Source organism: Herbidospora mongoliensis (assembly GCF_001570545.1).
Classification (GTDB): Bacteria; Actinomycetota; Actinomycetes; order Streptosporangiales; family Streptosporangiaceae; genus Herbidospora; species Herbidospora mongoliensis.
This window is the reverse complement of record NZ_BBXD01000012.1, coordinates 346,909-362,831: the sequence shown is the minus strand read 5'-3', so window position 1 is coordinate 362,831 and position 15,923 is coordinate 346,909. Positions and strand designations below refer to the sequence as shown.

The window sequence follows — 15,923 nt, the reverse complement described above, 5'->3', positions numbered from 1 at the left end:
CTTAAGTGTATATATAAAAATAAGTATTGACAGGAGCGAGATGGCAACGGATCGTTCGGCGATGGCCCAGCTCGTACGGGATCTCGTAGCTCCGCTCCCCCCTTTCTTCAGCCCCGGCCGAGCCCGCCTGCGCCTGGGCGTGAACACCGCCCACTACGACGACACGGCCGCCGAACTGGAAGCCTTCGCCCGCCCGCTGTGGGGCCTGGCCCCCTTGGGCGAAGGAATGGCGTTGTGGCGCGAAGGCCTGGCCGCCGGCACGAACCCGGCCCACCCCGAATACTGGGGCGACATCGCCGAGGTCGACCAGCGCCTGGTCGAAACAGCGGCCCTGGGCTTCGCCCTGGCCCTGGCCCCGGCGCAGCTGTGGGACGACCTGACCGGAATCGAACGCGACCGGGTGGCGACCTGGCTCTCCCAGGCGCTCGACCGCACGGGCGTCGACAACAACTGGCAGTTCTTCCCCGTGATGGTCGGCCTCGGCCTACGGCGGGTGGGCGTCCCCTTCGACGAGAAGGCCAACGAGGCCCGGCTCGACCGCCTGGAGACATTCGCCCTGGGCCGAGGCTGGTATTCAGACGGCCCCAGCGCCCAGCGCGACTACTACGTGCCGTTCGCCATGCACTACTACGGCCTCATCTACGCCGGTCTGAGCGAAGACGCCCGAGCTGAGCGCTTCCGCGAGCGAGCCGGCGAGTTCGCCCTCGACTTCCGCCACTGGTTCGCCGCCGACGGCGCGGCAGTCCCGTTCGGCCGATCCCTGACCTACCGCTACGCACAGGCCGCGTTCTGGTCCGCCCTGGCCTTCGCCGAGGTCGAAGCACTGCCGTGGGCCGAGACGAAGGGCTACCTGCTCCGGCATCTCCGCTGGTGGGAAGGCCGGAACACAGCCGACCGAGACGGCCTCCTGACGATCGGCTACAGCTACCCGCAACCACTGCTGGCCGAGCAGTACAACGCCCCCGGGTCGCCCTACTGGGCCATGAAGGCGTTCCTCCCTCTGGCCCTCCCCGAAAGCCACCCCTTCTGGACCACCCAGGAAACCCCCGCTCCCGTCGTGGACGGAGCAGTCCACCAGCCCGAAGCCGGAGTCACCCTCATGCGCTCGGACGAGGGCCGGCACGTCGTGATGCTCAGTTCGGCGCAGCACAACATGTGGGCCCGCGGCGGCGCGGCGAAGTACGCGAAGTTCGCCTATTCGACGGTGTTCGGCTTCAGCGTCCCCGCCGGGAGTTATGGCCTTGAGCAGGGCGCCTACGACAGCACCCTGGCGTTGAGCGAGGACGGACAGCACTGGCGCTGCTGCGAGGTCCCTGTCGGTGACGGAGAACTCCACCTGCGCTGGTCACCGTGGGACGACGTGGCCATAGAAACGTGGCTGGTCCCCCACCCACCCGGACACCTGCGCATCCACCGCATCGTCTCAGCCCGCAGACTCTTCACCGCCGAAGCCGCCTTCGCGGTCAACCGAGACACCGAGACCGGCCGGGACCGCGGCCCCGGCTACGCCTGGGCAAGCTCCGACCAGGGCCTGTCACGCATCGAAGATCACGTGGACACCGAATGGCCGACGGGGGTCCGGCGGGAGGGGGAGGTCGTGCAGCCGCACCCGGGAACCAACGTCCTGGTGCCGCGCACGATCCTCCCCACCCTGCGGGGCGAACACGACCCGGGCGAGTTCTGGCTGACCTGCAAGGTCACCGGCTCGCTCGCTCGATGACCTCCTCGGTCGTCAGCGGCGCCCGAGGGTGGTGGCTCAGACAGAGCGGTGTACGCACCTTCGCGAACCCCGACCCTTCAGGTGCCACGTAGAACTGACCTGTGATCAGTGAGCTGATGTCATTGGCGCTGCCACCTTTGGCGCGGGCCATCTCCTTGGCTGCGTCAATCTGCACCTGAGCATTGAGCAGGCCGAAGAACTGGGTGGCGGCGTTGCCAGGAATCTGGTTGTGCAGACCCTTCGGCGCCTGAGTCGCGAAGACCAGCCCCAGGCCATATTTCCGCGCCTGCGAGGCAAGAGCGAGCGTGCTCTTGGTGCACACCGTGGTGGCACCAGACGGGGCGAAGTTCTGCGCTTCATCCATGACGAAGAGCCCACCGAGTGGCCGATCACCAGCGGGGTTCTTCTTGATCCAAGCGAAGAGGGCCATCTGAAGCTGGTTGACGAAGCTCTGCCGCTCAGCGTTGCTCTGCAGCCCCACGAACGAGATGACCGACACGCGGGCCCGCTTCCCGGCAGGCGGGGTGAGCAGCAATCCGGGGTCGACCGGATGACCCTCCCCACCGAACAGCGGATCGTTGACCTTCGCCGCGTGCAGCACCTGGGAAAGCCCATGCGCGATCTTCACCGAGTCGCTGATCTGACTGATGTCCTCGGGGAAGTCCTCAAGCAGATTGATCAGACCGTTGAGGCCGCCGCTCTTGTACTTTCCGAAGTGGACTACAGCCGCCTTGAGCACAGCCCGCGACATTTCGGCCTTGGCAGTGTTTCCTTCGATCTTGGCCCTCGGAACCAGCGCGGCAACAGCGGCGTCGACGGCTTCGTTGAACTCGTCGACGTCGTCCCGAACACTGGCGAAGTCAGGCAACGGCTGAAAGGCCAGCGGCCGCCCTTTCTCCCGGCGCGGAGTCCACACCACGACATCGGTGTCCGCGATGTAGCGCGCGGCCCGAGCGGCGTCACCTGAACCCCAGGCCGAAGGCTCCTCCGGCCAGGCGTCACCGAGACGAGCAAGGTCGTTGTTCGTGTCGAGCACAATCGAAGAGACGCCCTGAATGGCGCACTCCTCGATGATGCGCCTGATCAGAACGGTCTTCCCGGAACCGGACCCCGCGAAGATCGCAACGTGCTTCCGCAGTGCCTCCAGCTCAACGGAGACCGGAAGCCCGCGCTCGTAGGAACGCCCCACGATCAGCGACGGCGCGCCGACCGGGAAGTTCTGCGGGCTGTGGCCCGAGGTTCCGGACTCCCGCGTCGGTAAGGGGTTCACCCGCGCGGGGGGCTCCTCCAGCACGTCACCCTCAGGCGCTTTTGGGACTTGCGGCACCTGCGGCGGAGTCGGTTCCGCCTCAACGATCAGAGATGAGGCGGCCTGCGGCTCATCCGACCAGCCCTCAACGATGTCCTTGAGCAGCTTGATCGCACTGGCGGGCTTCTTCAGGGTCAGCCACTTGTTGAGGCTGGGCGGATTCTGCGCCATGAGGTCCCGCAGGGCGCTGAGGGTTTTCAGGTCCTCTTCGTCGACCGTGACGATACGGCCGCCTCGCGCCCGGAAGTCCTCCAGGGCTTGCCGGGTCTTCGGACCGGCCGCCCACGGGATGTTCCTGATGACGACGAGCCTGCGCTTGGGCGTTTCCGCTTCCAGTCCCGCCGCGATGGCCGCCCTCTTGAGCCGGGTCAGCGCCGCGTTCGGATGCTTGGCACTGATGCCGCGGACCGCCCAGTGGATCTCGTCTTCCCTGGACTCGTCGAGGGCCTGACGAAGACGCGCGTGCAGTGAGGTCTTCTGCCCGAATGTCGGATCGACGCGGAACGCCTGCGCCTGCTCGCCCTGTTCGATGACCCAGGCCTGCAGCCCCGCGGCGAGCAGCCCGGGAAGGATCGCGTCTTCCCGCGTCGCGTCGAGGGCCCCCGAGACATGAGCGGCGTCTTCGATCAGGGCGAACGTCGTTTCTATGCCGTGGATCTCGCTGAGCGTCGTCCCCAGCGGGCTGATCGGCTCCGTGTGCGTGTCGACCCTGTCGATACGCAGCAGTTCCTTGACTTCTCCGCGTGCCACACACCCCTTGATGTGGTCGGTGAGAGCTTTCAGAACCACCCGGGGCGTGTAATAGGGCGCCTCGGCGAATGCCTCCGGCCTGACCGGCCAGGTGGGGTAGGGCGGCTCGAAATCGATGTTCTTGAAGTGCTCCGCCAACCGACGAATCACGAGCTCCCGGCCCACCTCAGGAGACGGGATGCGCTTGAGAATCGTGGTCTGCTCGAACCGGTCCTTGAAGCTCGACACCGCGAGTTGCTTGAGCAGCATCCAGGTGTCCGGCAGGCAGGAGACGACCGACAGGGTCCTGCTCGTCACCTCGCGCAGGGAGGTCAGCCCGTGGGCGATCTGAAGTGTCGTAGCTCTGGTGCGGGGGTCGACCTCACCATCGCCGAACAGCGCCATCGAGCTGATCAGCGGATCGAGTTGGTCGAATGCCATGACGCTCGGCCCGGTCATCGCCAGCAGCCGCGAAATGTCCCGGACCAGTTCCTGGGAAGTCCGCGTGACCGGGCGGAATCCCCAGTCGCGGCGTCCATTGTCGATGTCGTCCAAGCCATACATGTAGCTGTCGCCCAGGCTGGCGAGGTTGTAGTCGTTCGCCGCCAGTAGGACCAGCGCACGCGCGGTGTCCTGGGCCTCCATGAACACCTTGGAGTTTCTCTTGTAGAGCCCCTGCATGAACTCCTTGAGGTACTCCTTCTCCAAGGGTTGGTTACCGATGATGGCCTGCTGAGTTCGGCGCGGCAGCGACATCGGCTCTGTCAGGTTGCGGAGAAAGCGCTTGAGCTGGCTCTCCTCATCGGCCCCGACTCTGGCCAGGCCGTCTTGGATGGACACCAGGGCGCTTTCCCAGAAGTTGCGCGCGTCGAGCACGCTCATCAGGAAGAAGTATCCGTCGCGCTGGATGGCCTGCTCCCGCAGCCAGCTCATCAGGTGGGTCTTGCCGCTTCCGGAAGTCCCTTCGAGGACCACCCCGACAGGGCTGGTGATACCCACGCTGCGCGCTGCGGCGTCCAGGCCCGCAGTGAGGGCCAGTGACGCCTGGGGGTGCATCCCCTCCACGTGGAAGGGCACCGGCTGCCAGACGTCATCCTCGCCGTTGACCGTCGAAATGAAGTTCAGCGAGCTGAGCGCGTACCACTCGGTGATCATCAGCGGGCCCCGATCCGCAGCTGATGGTTGGGCTCGTTGCCGATCACGATGGCGGCGGCGTGATCCTCAGGCGTGAGTTGGCCGACGATCGCCGCAGCGAGAATATGCACTTCAGGGCAGCCCAGCAGCATCCGGCGCAGGACATCGTCCTGCTGCTCACGATCGATGTCATCGAGGAGGGGTCGCAGTTTCGTCAGCGACACCCACTCCCCCACCCCAGGAGAGATCTTCGTGTAGGCCACCCGGATGCGCTCCTCAACCTCGTCATCCGTGAGGTCCGCCGGAGAAACTGGCGCCTCCGGCACTTCCACCAAGGCACCCGGCGTCACGGGGTGGAGGAGAGTACGCAAGTAAAGCAGAGCAAGGGTCTTGCCCGACCGCGAGGTCACCGTCACGCCCTTCTGAACCTCTTCCAGCGCCCGCTCCTCACCGGCGGCCGTGATCGAATACCAAAGCGAGCCTCGCTCCCGCTTCTCCACTTCGATCAGCTTGGCGTCGACCAGCCCATCGCGGTTCTTGGACTTGAGATCAAGACCCCATGTGTCCGCCAGTTCCTGGCGCGCAACCTCGGTCCCTAACGTCTTGAGGACAAGCAGAGCCGCAACCTGCTGGTAAGTCAGCTTTTCTTCGGACATCAGACCGCTCCTTCGCTCAGCCTGAGGCGACGCCCCAGGAGAAATCGCTTGATCCGGCGGAGAACCGCCGGCAGATCGTCGAGCACTTGCTCGTTGGTGAAGCGCAGGACCGTGAACCCGTCACGTTCCAAATGCCGATCCCGAAGCCGGTCCATCTCGGCCTTGGCGGGGGCCCTGTGTTCGGGACCGTCGAGCTCCACGACGCATTTCTCTTCGGCCCACATGAGATCCGTGCGGATCGGCACGAACAGGGAGTCGCTCGACGGGTAGATCTGGTTCCAGGTCCGCCCGTGGGCCCAGGAGCTTTCGCACAAGGCCTTCTCCACCGCCTGCTCGACCTCGCTGTAGCGGGCGGGTTCGCCGCAGATCGGCGGCACCCGGAGGATCCGGGTGGGCGTCGTCTCCGATGGCGGTAATTTCTCGGCCAGTCGAGTGACCGGCTGGGGCACTTTCAAGGCGACGGTCTCGACCCGTTTGACCTCGGGGCCGATCAGCCAGACACCCATTCCGCTCTGGTGTGCCAGCCACTCGCATCCGGCGACCAGAACCGTCTCCCCGTGGGAGGTCAGTTTCTCGGGGACATGGACGACGAGCGCCGCGTCCTGCCGCCGAAACGTGCCGGCGATGACCCGGGCGAGTCCGACCGCCCGGACCTCGGCGGGGAATTTGCGGCCAGGCATGGGCTTGAGCCCAGTCGCGAACTGCCCTTGGTGCTGGATCGCACGGGCGGCGAGTTCTGCCAGGAACGGTCCGAAATGACGAGTGCCGGAGGCCATGCGCATAGCGAGAACGCGCGCCGCCGCTATTCCGGCACCACCCGGGCCATCGAGTTTGTCTCCTTCGGGCAGCCAGATGGGAAAGAGCTCGATGGCCAGCTTTTCCAGTTCGCCGAGGATGGATCCGACCAGCTCAGGGACCGAGTCACACTCCGCCGCCGCATACGTGATGACGGCGGGGCCGGTCTCCGGCAGCGGGTCCAGCAACAATTCCATGACATTGGCGTCAATGCTGGAATCAACTCCGGCAATGCGGAGCACCCTCCCCACCGGGAGATCGCCCCACAAGAATGGCATGCCGGTTCCCTCTGGACACTCATATAGAAACGTGACGTCGCAGAGGGTATAGGGCACACCACTTGATGCGCAGGAATTCTAGAGATATCCCTGTTTCCGGAGTTACAAAACTAACCAAACGGCCATCCTGACAATCTTTCAAATCCCCGCATATCCGAACTTATCCGGCCATGCGCACCTCGTACCGAAAAACCAAGCACCCTCACGCCGCCTCAGATCCGACCTATGTCCGTTTTCGAGGCACTCGAACGACCACTTTGCACCGTTCCCGGGCACCATACATCCAACCTATCTGTTGACGACAAAGACCTGTCAGCTTAATCTCGGCCTGATCACGACCCCTGGGGTCCCCTGTGGTCTCGTACAGGCAGAAGGACAGAATGCAACGGTTAACCCGGGCGCTCGTCGCCGCTCTCGTCGCGGTTCTCGTCGCGACCAACCTCCCCGCCCCGGCCTTCGCCGCCACCTGGAACGGCACCTGGGCCGCCTCTCCGCAAAGCGGTTCGAACCGCGAGTTCAACAACCAGACGCTGCGCCAGATCGTCCGCACCAGCATCGGCGGCACCGCGGTTCGGGTGCAGCTGTCGAACGCGTTCGGCACCCGTGCGCTCACCGTCGCCAACGTGCACGTGGCGCGCCGGACCAGTGGGTCGTCGATCGACTCTGCCACCGACCGGGTGGTGACGTTCGGGGGGCAGCAGTCGGTGACGATCCCCGTCGGGGGGCTGGCCATCAGCGATGCGGCGAGCCTGCCGGTCGCGGCCTCCTCCGATCTCGCGGTCAGTTTCCATCTGCCCTCGGCCACCGGGCCGGCGACCTATCACCAGACGGCGTTGCAGACCAGCTACATCGCGAGCGGCAACGTCGCGGGGAACGCCTCCATCACGCCGACGGGTGAGACGGGTGACAACTTCATCCTGTCGGGGGTCGACGTCGACAACGCCGCCGGGACCGGCACCATCGTCGCAGTGGGGGCCTCGATCGTCGACGGCGTCGCGTCCAGTCACAACGCCAACCGCCGCTGGCCGAACCTGCTCTCCAACCGGCTCAACGCCTCCGGGCGGACGATCGGCGTCGTCAACCAGGGGATCAGCGGCAACCAGCTCCTCCGCGACGGTGCGGGGCAGAGTGCCATCAACCGGTTCGAGCGTGACGTCCTCAATCAGACGGGCGTGAAGTGGGTCGTCTTCGCTGACTTCCCCATCAACGACATCGGCTCCAACCGGCCCGTCCCCACGGCGACGGAGATCATCGCCGCCACCCAGAATCTGATCAACCGCGCTCACCAGCGCGGCATCCAGTTCGTCTGCGCGACCGCGACCCCGTTCCAGGGCGCGAACTACTGGAGCCAGGACGGCGAGAACAGCCGCGCCGCCTACAACGCGTGGGTGCGCACCGCGGGCAACGGCTGTGACCGGGTCGTCGACTTCGACGCCGCCACCCGCGACCCCGCCAACCCGAACCGCTTCCTGCCCGCCTACGACCCGGGCGACCACCTGCACCCCAACGACGCCGGGTTCCAGACCATGGCCAACGCCTTCGACCTCGCGTGGTTCGGCTCGTCGAGCGGCACGCCGGGCATCCAGCTCAGGTCGCGGGCCAACAACCAGCTCGTCAACGCCGGCCCGACCCTGATCGCGAACGGCAGCGCCACCACGTTCGACCGCGTCGACCTGGGCAACGACAACATCGCGTTGCGCTCGCGCGCCAACAACCAGTACGTCGCCGCCGAAGCGGCCGGCGCCCAGCCGCTCATCGCCAACCGGGCCGCAATCGGACCGTGGGAGACCTTCCAGGTCATCAACAATCCCAACGGGACGATCAGCCTCCGCGCCCAGGCCAACGGCAACCTCGTCTGCGCCGACGGCGGCGGCGCGCAACCGCTCATCGCGAACCGGACGGCCGTCGGGCCATGGGAGCAGTTCGACGTGGTGAACGTCTGACCCACCGGGCACAATCCGGCCATGCGGATCATTGTGGTTCAGGGTGACATCACCGATCAGCGGGCCGACGCGATCGTCAACGCCGCCAACTCCTCGTTGCTGGGAGGGGGCGGCGTCGACGGCGCGATCCACCGGAAGGGCGGCAGCGAGATCCTGGAGGCCTGCCGGAAACTGCGGGCCTCCGCCTACGGCAAAGGGCTGCCGCCGGGCCAGGCGGTGGCGACGACCGCCGGGATGCTGCCGGCGAAATGGGTGATCCACACCGTCGGGCCGGTCTACAGCGCGACCGAGAACCGGTCACACGTGCTCAAATCGTGTTACCGCGAGTCGCTGCACGTGGCCGACGAGCTGGGGGCCTCGACGGTCGCCTTCCCCGCGGTGTCGACGGGGGTCTACCGGTGGCCGATGGACGACGCGGCGCGGATCGCGATCGGGACCGTCCGGGCCACTCCCACCAAAGTGGAGGAGGTGCGGTTCGTGCTGTTCACCGATGAGGCGTTCGCACAGTTCCAAGCTCAGATGTGAGGGGCGATCCCGTCGAGGATGGCGCGCTTGGGGCGGGCGCCCTTGATCTGGTGGACGACCTCGCCGTCCCGATAGAGGTTCAGGGTGGGCAGGCCGATGACGTTGTAGCGCAGCGCGATCGACGGGTGGTCGTCGGCGTTGATCTTCGCGATGACCACCTTGTCGCCGTGTTCGCGCTCGATCTCGTCCAGGATGGGGGAGATCATCTTGCACGGCGGGCACCACTCGGCCCAGAAGTCGAGCAGCACCGGGCGGTCGCTGTGCAGCACGTCTCGCTCGAACGTCTCGGCGGTGACCTCGATCATGTGTTCCTCCGTAGCATCTCGTCGCGGCGGGCCATCAGGTCCCGGATCTCGGTGTCGATCTCGATGAGCTTGCGGCGGACCACTTCCACCGACTCGGGGCAGACGCCGCCCGAGTCGTTGCCCGCCTGCAGGCAGGCGACGAACGGGCGCGCGTCCTCCAGGGTGAAGCCGACCGCCATCAGCGCCCGGATCTCCTGCACGAGCTTGACGTGGGTCTCGTCGTACTCGCGGTATCCGTTGGCGCTCCGGCGGGCGACCAGCAGCCCCTTCTGCTCGTAATGGCGCAGCGAACGGGTGCTCACTCCCGATCGCAGCGCCAGCTCACCGATCCGCATATCCGCAGGTTAAACCTTGACATCAGCGACAAGGTCAAGCACGGCAGAGCAGTTCGCCGTGCACGATCGACAGGAAGCCGTCGGGGTCGGCGGCCCAGGTCAGCCAGCCGTCGGCGATGCGCCGCAGGTCGTGTTCTGTGGCCAGGCCGGTGGCCAGGGCCTGGCGGCCCAGCGACGACTTCATGACGCGGTCGGCCCACATGCCGCCCCAGAAGGCGCGGTCGTCGGGGTTCGCGTACGTCCAGGTGGAGGTGGACACCTCGATGTCGGTGAAGCCTGCCGCGCGGGCCCACGAGAGCAGCCGCCGGCCCGCTTGGGGCTCGCCGTCGTTGAAGGCGGCCACGGCGTAGTAGAGCGCGAGCCACTCGTCGAGTTCCGGCATCGCCGGGAACCAGGTGAACGCGCCGTAGTCGCTGTCGCGGACGGCGACCAGGCCGGCGACGCGGCCCATCTCGCGCAGCGCGCGCACCGGGTCGGCGACGTGCTGCAGCACCTGGTGGGCGTGCACGACGTCGAATTCCTGGTCTCCGTACGGCAACGCGTGCACGTCGGCCACCGCGAAGGAGATGTTCGGCGTCCCCCGTCGCTCCGCCTCGGCGCGGGCGAGGTCGAGCTCGTCGGGGCCGATCTCGGTGGCGGTGACGTGGGCGACCCGCCCCGCCAGGTCGGCGGTGATGGTGCCGGGGCCACAGCCCACGTCGAGCAGGGTGGTCTCGGGGGTCAGGTGCGGCAGCAGGTAGGCCGCGGAGTTCTCAGCGGTGCGCCAGCGGTGGGACCGCAGCACGCTCTCATGGTGCCCATGCGTGTAGTGCATGGGCACGAGAGTAACCCCTGTCTCGCGATACGAGAGGATACGTATCAGATGGTGAGATTAGAACGTCTTGCCGATGTGGAACCCACCGGGCAGCCGCACGCTCACGTGGCGGCGTCCGTCAGGCGTGCGGTAGACGTGGAAACGACGGCCCCCGTAGCTGCGGGAGACGCCGTGACGTGAAAGGTGAAAGCGCATCGGTCCGACTTTTACAGACTTCCGGTAGTCCCATCCCATGCCCGGTGAACGAGCGGATTCGGGCGGAAAGTTCCTAGCCGAGCCAGATATAGGCCCCGAAGCGCCCGGTACGCCCTTCCCGGCGGTATGAATACAGATCACCGGATTCGATGGTGCACCGGTCGTCGTGCTTCACATCGGGAACCCCGGCCCGCGTGAGCTGCGCCGCGATGGCCGCCCGCAGGTCGACCGACGGAGTGTCCCGGGACGTGGTCGCCCAGGCCTCGGGAACGACGGCCGCCACCTCGTCGCGCATCTCGGCGGGCACCTCGTAGCACCGCCCGCAGGCGGCCGGCCCGACCAGCGCGACCATCCGCCCCGGGTCTCCCCCACGACCGGTCATGGCCTCGACCAGCGCGGGCACCACTCCGGCGAGGGTCCCCGGCCGCCCCGAATGGGCGGCGCCGACGAGCCTGGCAACGGGATCGGCCACGAGCACCTGCGCGCAGTCGGCGGCCAGCGACACCAGCGCGAGCCCCTCTTCTGCGGTGAAGATCGCGTCGACCCCCGGCGGCTCGTCGCCGAACGGCTTCTCGACATAGGCGACGTCGCGCCCGTGGACCTGCCGCATGAGAACGACGCGAGAAGGGTCGACGCCGAACTCGGAGGCGGTCATCCGGCGGTTCGTCTCGACGGCGCCGGGGTCGTCGCCGACGGCCCCGCCGAGGTTCCGGCTGCCGAACGGCGCCGCGCTCACGCCCCCATGACGGTCGGTGATCACGGCGTGTACGCCCTCGCCCAGCAGCACCCTCACACCCTACCGGTGATCAACGCGACCACCGGGGGAGCCATCGCGAGCGCGCGGATCCCGTACATCATCTTGGCCGTGTAGATGTGGTCGAGCCGGAGCCCATGACGCGTCTCGAAATCACGGATGAACGCGCTCAGTTCCGGAGTGGTCCGGGCATAGCCCCCGAAATGGAACCCGGTCTCGATGCGCCAGTTCGGCGTGACGTGACCGAGCGCCTCGGTCTGCAGCCGGGCCACCTCGTCGTTGAGGAACTCGCCGCCCTTGAGCACCGAGAACCCGACCGCGCTGAACCCCGGCGGCAGCCCGGCCGCGAGCCCGGCCAGCGTCCCGCCGGTCCCCACGGGACAGCAGACGACCGCCTCGCCGAGATGGGCCAGCTCAGGCCCGATCTCCATGCACCCCCGCACCGCCTCGGCGTTCGACCCGCCCTCGGGCAGCACCCGGTAGCCGGGAAACTCCTTCTGTACGAGTCCCAGCACCTCAGGCGAGTTCTTCGCCCGATAGCGCGTGCGATCCAGGAACATCAGCCGCATCCCGCACGCCACCGCGAAGTCGAGCACCTCGTTGGAGACCGGCTCGCCCCGGATCACCCCTCCGGTGGGGAACCCGAACTCGCGCCCGGCCGCCGCGACGGCGCGGATGTGGTTCGAGTACGCCCCTCCGAAGGTCACCAGCGGTTCGCCTGTGACGTTGTATTTGAGCTTCCGCCATTTGTTGCCGGGAATGTCGGGATGGAGGAGATCGTCACGCTTCAGCAGGACCCCGTCGGCCGGGATGAGAGGCGAGACCACAGCGATAATCTAACGGCCATGCAGGTCGTCTCCTCTTTCGAAACCGCCTTCGGCGGCACTCCCGAAGGCGTCTGGCACGCCCCGGGCCGGGTCAATCTGATCGGCGAGCACACCGACTACAACGACGGTCTGGTGCTCCCCTTCGCTGTTCCGTGGGGTGTGACGGCGGCGGTCAGCAGGCGGTCCGACGATCGCGTGCGGGTCGTGTCGGTGCAGGCGGGCGGCCCGGTCGAAGAGATCGAAGGCTGGGCGGCCTACCCGATCGGAGTGGCGCTGACGATGCGCGCGGCCGGTCTCCCGGTCGGCGGCGCCGACATCGCGGTCGACGGCGACGTCCCCCGGGGCGCGGGCCTGTCGTCCAGCGCCGCTCTGGAGATCTCCGTCGCGCTGGCGCTCAACGACCTCTACGACCTGGGCCAGAGCCCGCTCGACCTGGCGCGATTGGGCCAGCGGGCGGAGAACGAGGTCGTCGGCATGCCCTGCGGCATCATGGACCAGGCCGCCTCGGCCCTGTCGAAAGAGGGCCACGCCCTCCTGCTCGACTGCCGCACCCTCGGCAGCCGCGCGATCCCCTTCGACCTGCCGTCCCACGGCCTCGAACTGGTCATCATCGACACCGGCGTCCACCACGAACTCGCCGACGGCCAATACGCCAAGAGGCGCCGCGACTGCGAGAACGCCGCCGAGAGGCTCGGCGTGGAGTCCCTGCGAGACGTCACCGACCTCGCCGATGCCCTGTCCAGATTGAGCGGAGACGAGCGCAAACGCACCCAGCACGTGGTGACCGAGAACCACCGCGTCGAGGCCGTCATCGGCCTCCTGCGGGCCGGTGCGGTCGCCGAGGTCGGCGCCCTCCTGAACGCCTCCCACCTGTCCCTCCGCGACCAGTTCGAGGTGAGCTGCCCCGAACTCGACGTGGCGGTCGAATCGGCGATCAAGGGCGGCGCGAGGGGCGCCCGGATGACCGGCGGCGGCTTCGGCGGCTCGGCCATCGCCCTGGTGGCGACCGACCGCGCCGACACCCTGCGCCGGCACGTGGCCGAGGCCTACGAGGCGAGGGGCTGGAAGGCCCCGGTCTTCCGCACCGCCATCCCGTCGGCCGGAGCGCGCCGGCTCGTTTAGGAAGCTGAGCGGGGGCAAAACGGGTCCCGATCGACAACTCACCGGAAGGCGCGATGTCCCACGACCTGCTCGGCCCCGACGGCTGGACGCCCGTCAACCACGGCGAATCGGGCGCTGCGGTGTTCCGGTCCGCCGACGGCGCCCGCTACGCCAAAAGCGGGCCCGCCGCCGAACTGGCGGCCGAACGCGACCGCATCGACTGGCTCGCCACGCAGGGCTTCCCGGGCCAGCGCACCCTCGACTGGCAGATCACCGATGACGGCGCCCGCCTGGTGACCTCGGCCGTCGAGGGCGTCCCCGCCGACCAGATGTCCCGCGCCCAGCTCGAACAGGCCTGGCCGTCGATCGCCGGCGCGGTACGCCGCCTCCACGACCTCCCCGGCTGCCCCTTCTCGCGCGACCTCGGCCAGATGTTCGCCCTGGCCACCGACGTCGTCGCCCGTGACGCGGTCACCCCCGACTTCCTGCCGGAAGACCAGATCGCCACCCCGCCGGCCGAGCTCCTGGCCCGCCTGGCGCCGGAACTGGACCTACGCCACAAGCAGGAGGCCGAGCGGAGCGTCGTCTGCCACGGCGACCTGACCCTGCCGAACATCATCCTCGACCCGGAGACCCTGACGGTCTCCGGCTTCGTCGACCTCGGCAGGCTCGGCCTGGCCGACCCCCACGCCGATCTCGCCCTGCTGTTCGCCACCGCCGGGGAGATCTGGCCGGAGCCGGGCGGAGACCTCTTCGGATTCGAGGTCGACCCCGACAGGATCAGGTTCTACCTGCACCTCGACGCGCTCACCTGGGGCTGACCAGCTTCCACGCCGAGTCGAGGAACCCGGCGATCAGCGGCGCGATCTCCGGCAGATACTCCTCCAGCGCGAAGTGCCCGGTCGGGAACACGTGCAGCTCCGCGTGCGGCAGGTCGCGCAGGTAGGCCCGTGCGCCGGGTTCCGGGAAGAACATGTCGTCCCGTCCCCACGTGATCAGCGTCGGCGGCGCCTGGGTCCGGAGCCATTCCTGCCACTCCGGGTAGTGGTCGACGTTGTGCCGGTAGTCCATCAGGAGCTCGATCTGCGGACGGGCCCGTTCGGGCTTGTCCAGGAAGTACTGGTCGAGCACCCAGCTGTCCGGCGAGACGAGCTGGACGTCGGTCGTCCCCGCCTCGTACTGGTGGCGGGTCGTCGGCAGGGTCAGCATCTCGCGGGCCGTCTTCTCGCCGTCGGGGCCGGGCTGCAGGGCGATCAGGTTCCGCATGATCGGCGACAGGCCCTCCTCGTAGGCGTTGCCGTTCTGGACCACCAGACCGGCGATCCGTTCCGGGTGACGCAGGGCCAGGCGGAAGCCGACCGGGGCGCCGTAGTCGAAGACGTACAGAACGAAATGATCGAGGCGGAGCCTCTCGACGAAGCCCGCCATGACGCCGGCGAGCCGGTCGAAGGTCAGCGGGCCCTCAGGCGCGTCGCTGTGGCCGAAGCCCGGCATGTCCGGCGCGATCAGCCGGTAGTGGGCGCCGAGGGCGTCGATGAGCCGGCGGTACTGATGCGAGGCCGACGGGAAGCCGTGCAGCAGGAGCAGCACCGGCGCCTGCTCGGTCTCCGGTACGGATTCGCGGTAGAAGACCCGCAGCCCATCGATGTCGACGTGACGGTGCAGGGTTCGTGTGACGATTGGGAACGCCATTTCGCATCACCTCGTCAGGGCCCCTACCCAGTGAAGGGCGGGAACTCCGGCGGGCGTTTCTCCAGGAAGCTGGCCACCCCCTCGGCGAAGTCGGCCCGGCCGAACGACGCGGCCATCAGCTTCTCGGCTTTCGTCCGGGAGGAGTCCAGCGACAGCTCCCAGTCGCCCCAGACCTGCTGCTTGATCACCGCCATCGACGTCGGCGAGCTGTGCCGGGCCAGGTCGCGGGCGTAGTCACCGACCACGCCCGGCAGCGCGGACCCGGGCACCGACCGCAGCGCCAGGCCCAGCCCGGCCGCCTCCTCCCCCGTGAAGGTGCGGCCGGACAGCAGCAGATCGAGGGCCCGCGCCTGGCCGACCAGTTTCGGCAGCACCCAGGCGAGGCCGTATTCGGCGATGAGGCCCCGCCGGGAGAAGGCGGTGGTCCACTTCGCCTCGGCGGCCGTGAAGACGAGGTCGCAGACGAGGGCGTGGACCATGCCCAGACCGGCGCAGGCGCCGTTCACCGCCGCGATGATCGGCTTCTTGATCGTCGTGGGGAAGGTGTTGGCGCGTTTCTCGGTGAAGCTTTCGAGCGTCCCCTCCTGAAGGGCCGTGAGCGTCTGGAAGTCGGCCCCGGCGCAGAACCCCCGCCCTGCCCCGGTCACCACGATCACCCGCACCGCCGGATCGGCCTCGGCCTCGGTGAGCAGGTCGAAGTAGCGCGCCCCGAGCGCCTCGGTCCAGGCGTTGAGCCGTTCGGGGCGGTTGAAGGTCAGCGTCAGCACGCCGTCGGCGAGGTCGCTCAGCACCAAGTCACTCACGAACAATG

The 15,923-nt window shown here is 67.8% G+C and carries 16 protein-coding genes; 5 read left to right on the top strand and 11 right to left on the bottom strand.

The window, feature by feature from the left end:
* Positions 1 to 40 precede the first annotated feature (40 nt).
* Positions 41 to 1,720, top strand: a complete 1,680-nt coding sequence (locus tag AW272_RS16510; protein WP_245657580.1) for a DUF2264 domain-containing protein — start codon at positions 41 to 43, stop codon at positions 1,718 to 1,720.
* Here AW272_RS16510 and AW272_RS16505 read toward each other — a convergent pair.
* The 3 genes from AW272_RS16505 to AW272_RS16495 are packed head-to-tail and all read right to left on the bottom strand — an operon-like array spanning position 1,698 to position 6,585.
* A complete protein-coding gene (locus tag AW272_RS16505; RefSeq protein ID WP_066365527.1) occupies positions 1,698 to 4,913 on the bottom strand; it encodes an ATP-binding protein in 3,216 nt (1,071 codons plus the stop codon). The two genes, AW272_RS16510 and AW272_RS16505, sit on opposite strands and share 23 nt — an antisense overlap.
* The gene (locus tag AW272_RS16500; protein ID WP_066365522.1) at positions 4,913 to 5,548 is read right to left on the bottom strand and encodes a hypothetical protein; all 636 of its coding nucleotides are present in this window, start codon (positions 5,546 to 5,548) and stop codon (positions 4,913 to 4,915) included. The genes AW272_RS16505 and AW272_RS16500 overlap by 1 nt, the downstream gene beginning before the upstream one ends.
* Positions 5,548 to 6,585: an endonuclease domain-containing protein gene (locus tag AW272_RS16495; RefSeq protein ID WP_169807555.1), complete on the bottom strand. Its 1,038-nt coding sequence runs from the start codon at positions 6,583 to 6,585 to the stop codon at positions 5,548 to 5,550. Before AW272_RS16495 ends, AW272_RS16500 begins: the two co-directional genes overlap by 1 nt.
* 416 nt (positions 6,586 to 7,001) lie before the next feature.
* Here AW272_RS16495 and AW272_RS16490 point away from each other — a divergent pair, with 416 nt between their 5' ends.
* Positions 7,002 to 8,564 (top strand): GDSL-type esterase/lipase family protein, encoded by a 1,563-nt coding sequence (locus AW272_RS16490; protein WP_066365518.1) that lies wholly within the window; start codon positions 7,002 to 7,004, stop codon positions 8,562 to 8,564.
* A 21-nt stretch (positions 8,565 to 8,585) separates the two neighbouring features.
* A complete protein-coding gene (locus AW272_RS16485) occupies positions 8,586 to 9,089 on the top strand; it encodes an O-acetyl-ADP-ribose deacetylase (RefSeq protein ID WP_066365517.1) in 504 nt (167 codons plus the stop codon).
* Here AW272_RS16485 and trxA read toward each other — a convergent pair.
* The 6 genes from trxA to AW272_RS16460 are packed head-to-tail and all read right to left on the bottom strand — an operon-like array spanning position 9,080 to position 12,319.
* Positions 9,080 to 9,394: a thioredoxin gene (gene trxA / locus AW272_RS16480; protein ID WP_066365515.1), complete on the bottom strand. Its 315-nt coding sequence runs from the start codon at positions 9,392 to 9,394 to the stop codon at positions 9,080 to 9,082. The genes AW272_RS16485 and trxA overlap by 10 nt on opposite strands.
* Positions 9,391 to 9,729 (bottom strand): MerR family transcriptional regulator, encoded by a 339-nt coding sequence (locus AW272_RS16475; protein WP_066365512.1) that lies wholly within the window; start codon positions 9,727 to 9,729, stop codon positions 9,391 to 9,393. Before AW272_RS16475 ends, trxA begins: the two co-directional genes overlap by 4 nt.
* Positions 9,730 to 9,763: 34 nt before the next feature.
* Positions 9,764 to 10,543: a class I SAM-dependent methyltransferase gene (locus tag AW272_RS16470; protein ID WP_066365509.1), complete on the bottom strand. Its 780-nt coding sequence runs from the start codon at positions 10,541 to 10,543 to the stop codon at positions 9,764 to 9,766.
* Positions 10,544 to 10,600: 57 nt separating this feature from the next.
* Positions 10,601 to 10,777 carry a DUF4236 domain-containing protein gene (locus AW272_RS40625; protein ID WP_083958372.1) on the bottom strand — a complete coding sequence of 59 codons (177 nt, stop codon included), beginning with the start codon at positions 10,775 to 10,777 and terminating at the stop codon, positions 10,601 to 10,603.
* A 34-nt stretch (positions 10,778 to 10,811) separates the two neighbouring features.
* Entirely contained in the window at positions 10,812 to 11,525 is a 714-nt protein-coding gene (gene pgeF, locus AW272_RS16465) for a peptidoglycan editing factor PgeF (protein WP_066365506.1), read from the bottom strand.
* A gap of 2 nt (positions 11,526 to 11,527) precedes the next feature.
* A complete protein-coding gene (locus tag AW272_RS16460) occupies positions 11,528 to 12,319 on the bottom strand; it encodes a 1-aminocyclopropane-1-carboxylate deaminase/D-cysteine desulfhydrase (RefSeq protein WP_245657574.1) in 792 nt (263 codons plus the stop codon).
* Positions 12,320 to 12,337: 18 nt separating this feature from the next.
* Between AW272_RS16460 and galK the strand changes: the two genes are divergently transcribed.
* Together galK and AW272_RS16450 are read left to right on the top strand one after the other, a co-directional pair.
* Positions 12,338 to 13,441 (top strand): galactokinase, encoded by a 1,104-nt coding sequence (gene galK / locus AW272_RS16455; RefSeq protein WP_066365501.1) that lies wholly within the window; start codon positions 12,338 to 12,340, stop codon positions 13,439 to 13,441.
* Between the two features lie 53 nt (positions 13,442 to 13,494).
* Positions 13,495 to 14,241 (top strand): aminoglycoside 3'-phosphotransferase, encoded by a 747-nt coding sequence (locus AW272_RS16450; protein WP_066365499.1) that lies wholly within the window; start codon positions 13,495 to 13,497, stop codon positions 14,239 to 14,241.
* Here the strand turns inward: AW272_RS16450 and AW272_RS16445 are convergent.
* The gene (locus AW272_RS16445; protein ID WP_066365497.1) at positions 14,228 to 15,112 is read right to left on the bottom strand and encodes an alpha/beta fold hydrolase; all 885 of its coding nucleotides are present in this window, start codon (positions 15,110 to 15,112) and stop codon (positions 14,228 to 14,230) included. The two genes, AW272_RS16450 and AW272_RS16445, sit on opposite strands and share 14 nt — an antisense overlap.
* A gap of 23 nt (positions 15,113 to 15,135) precedes the next feature.
* Complete coding sequence (locus AW272_RS16440) at positions 15,136 to 15,915, bottom strand: enoyl-CoA hydratase-related protein (RefSeq protein ID WP_066365485.1); 780 nt, start codon at positions 15,913 to 15,915, stop codon at positions 15,136 to 15,138.
* Between the last annotated feature and the right edge of the window lie 8 nt (positions 15,916 to 15,923).

Coding starts and splice junctions, on each gene's coding strand:
- AW272_RS16510 (WP_245657580.1), top strand. CDS start 41: ATGGCAACGGATCGTTCGGCGATGGCCCAGCTCGTACGGGATCTCGTA.
- AW272_RS16505 (WP_066365527.1), bottom strand. CDS start 4,913: ATGATCACCGAGTGGTACGCGCTCAGCTCGCTGAACTTCATTTCGACG.
- AW272_RS16500 (WP_066365522.1), bottom strand. CDS start 5,548: ATGTCCGAAGAAAAGCTGACTTACCAGCAGGTTGCGGCTCTGCTTGTC.
- AW272_RS16490 (WP_066365518.1), top strand. CDS start 7,002: ATGCAACGGTTAACCCGGGCGCTCGTCGCCGCTCTCGTCGCGGTTCTC.
- AW272_RS16485 (WP_066365517.1), top strand. CDS start 8,586: ATGCGGATCATTGTGGTTCAGGGTGACATCACCGATCAGCGGGCCGAC.
- trxA (WP_066365515.1), bottom strand. CDS start 9,394: ATGATCGAGGTCACCGCCGAGACGTTCGAGCGAGACGTGCTGCACAGC.
- AW272_RS16475 (WP_066365512.1), bottom strand. CDS start 9,729: ATGCGGATCGGTGAGCTGGCGCTGCGATCGGGAGTGAGCACCCGTTCG.
- AW272_RS16470 (WP_066365509.1), bottom strand. CDS start 10,543: ATGCACTACACGCATGGGCACCATGAGAGCGTGCTGCGGTCCCACCGC.
- AW272_RS40625 (WP_083958372.1), bottom strand. CDS start 10,777: ATGGGATGGGACTACCGGAAGTCTGTAAAAGTCGGACCGATGCGCTTT.
- galK (WP_066365501.1), top strand. CDS start 12,338: ATGCAGGTCGTCTCCTCTTTCGAAACCGCCTTCGGCGGCACTCCCGAA.
- AW272_RS16450 (WP_066365499.1), top strand. CDS start 13,495: ATGTCCCACGACCTGCTCGGCCCCGACGGCTGGACGCCCGTCAACCAC.
- AW272_RS16445 (WP_066365497.1), bottom strand. CDS start 15,112: ATGGCGTTCCCAATCGTCACACGAACCCTGCACCGTCACGTCGACATC.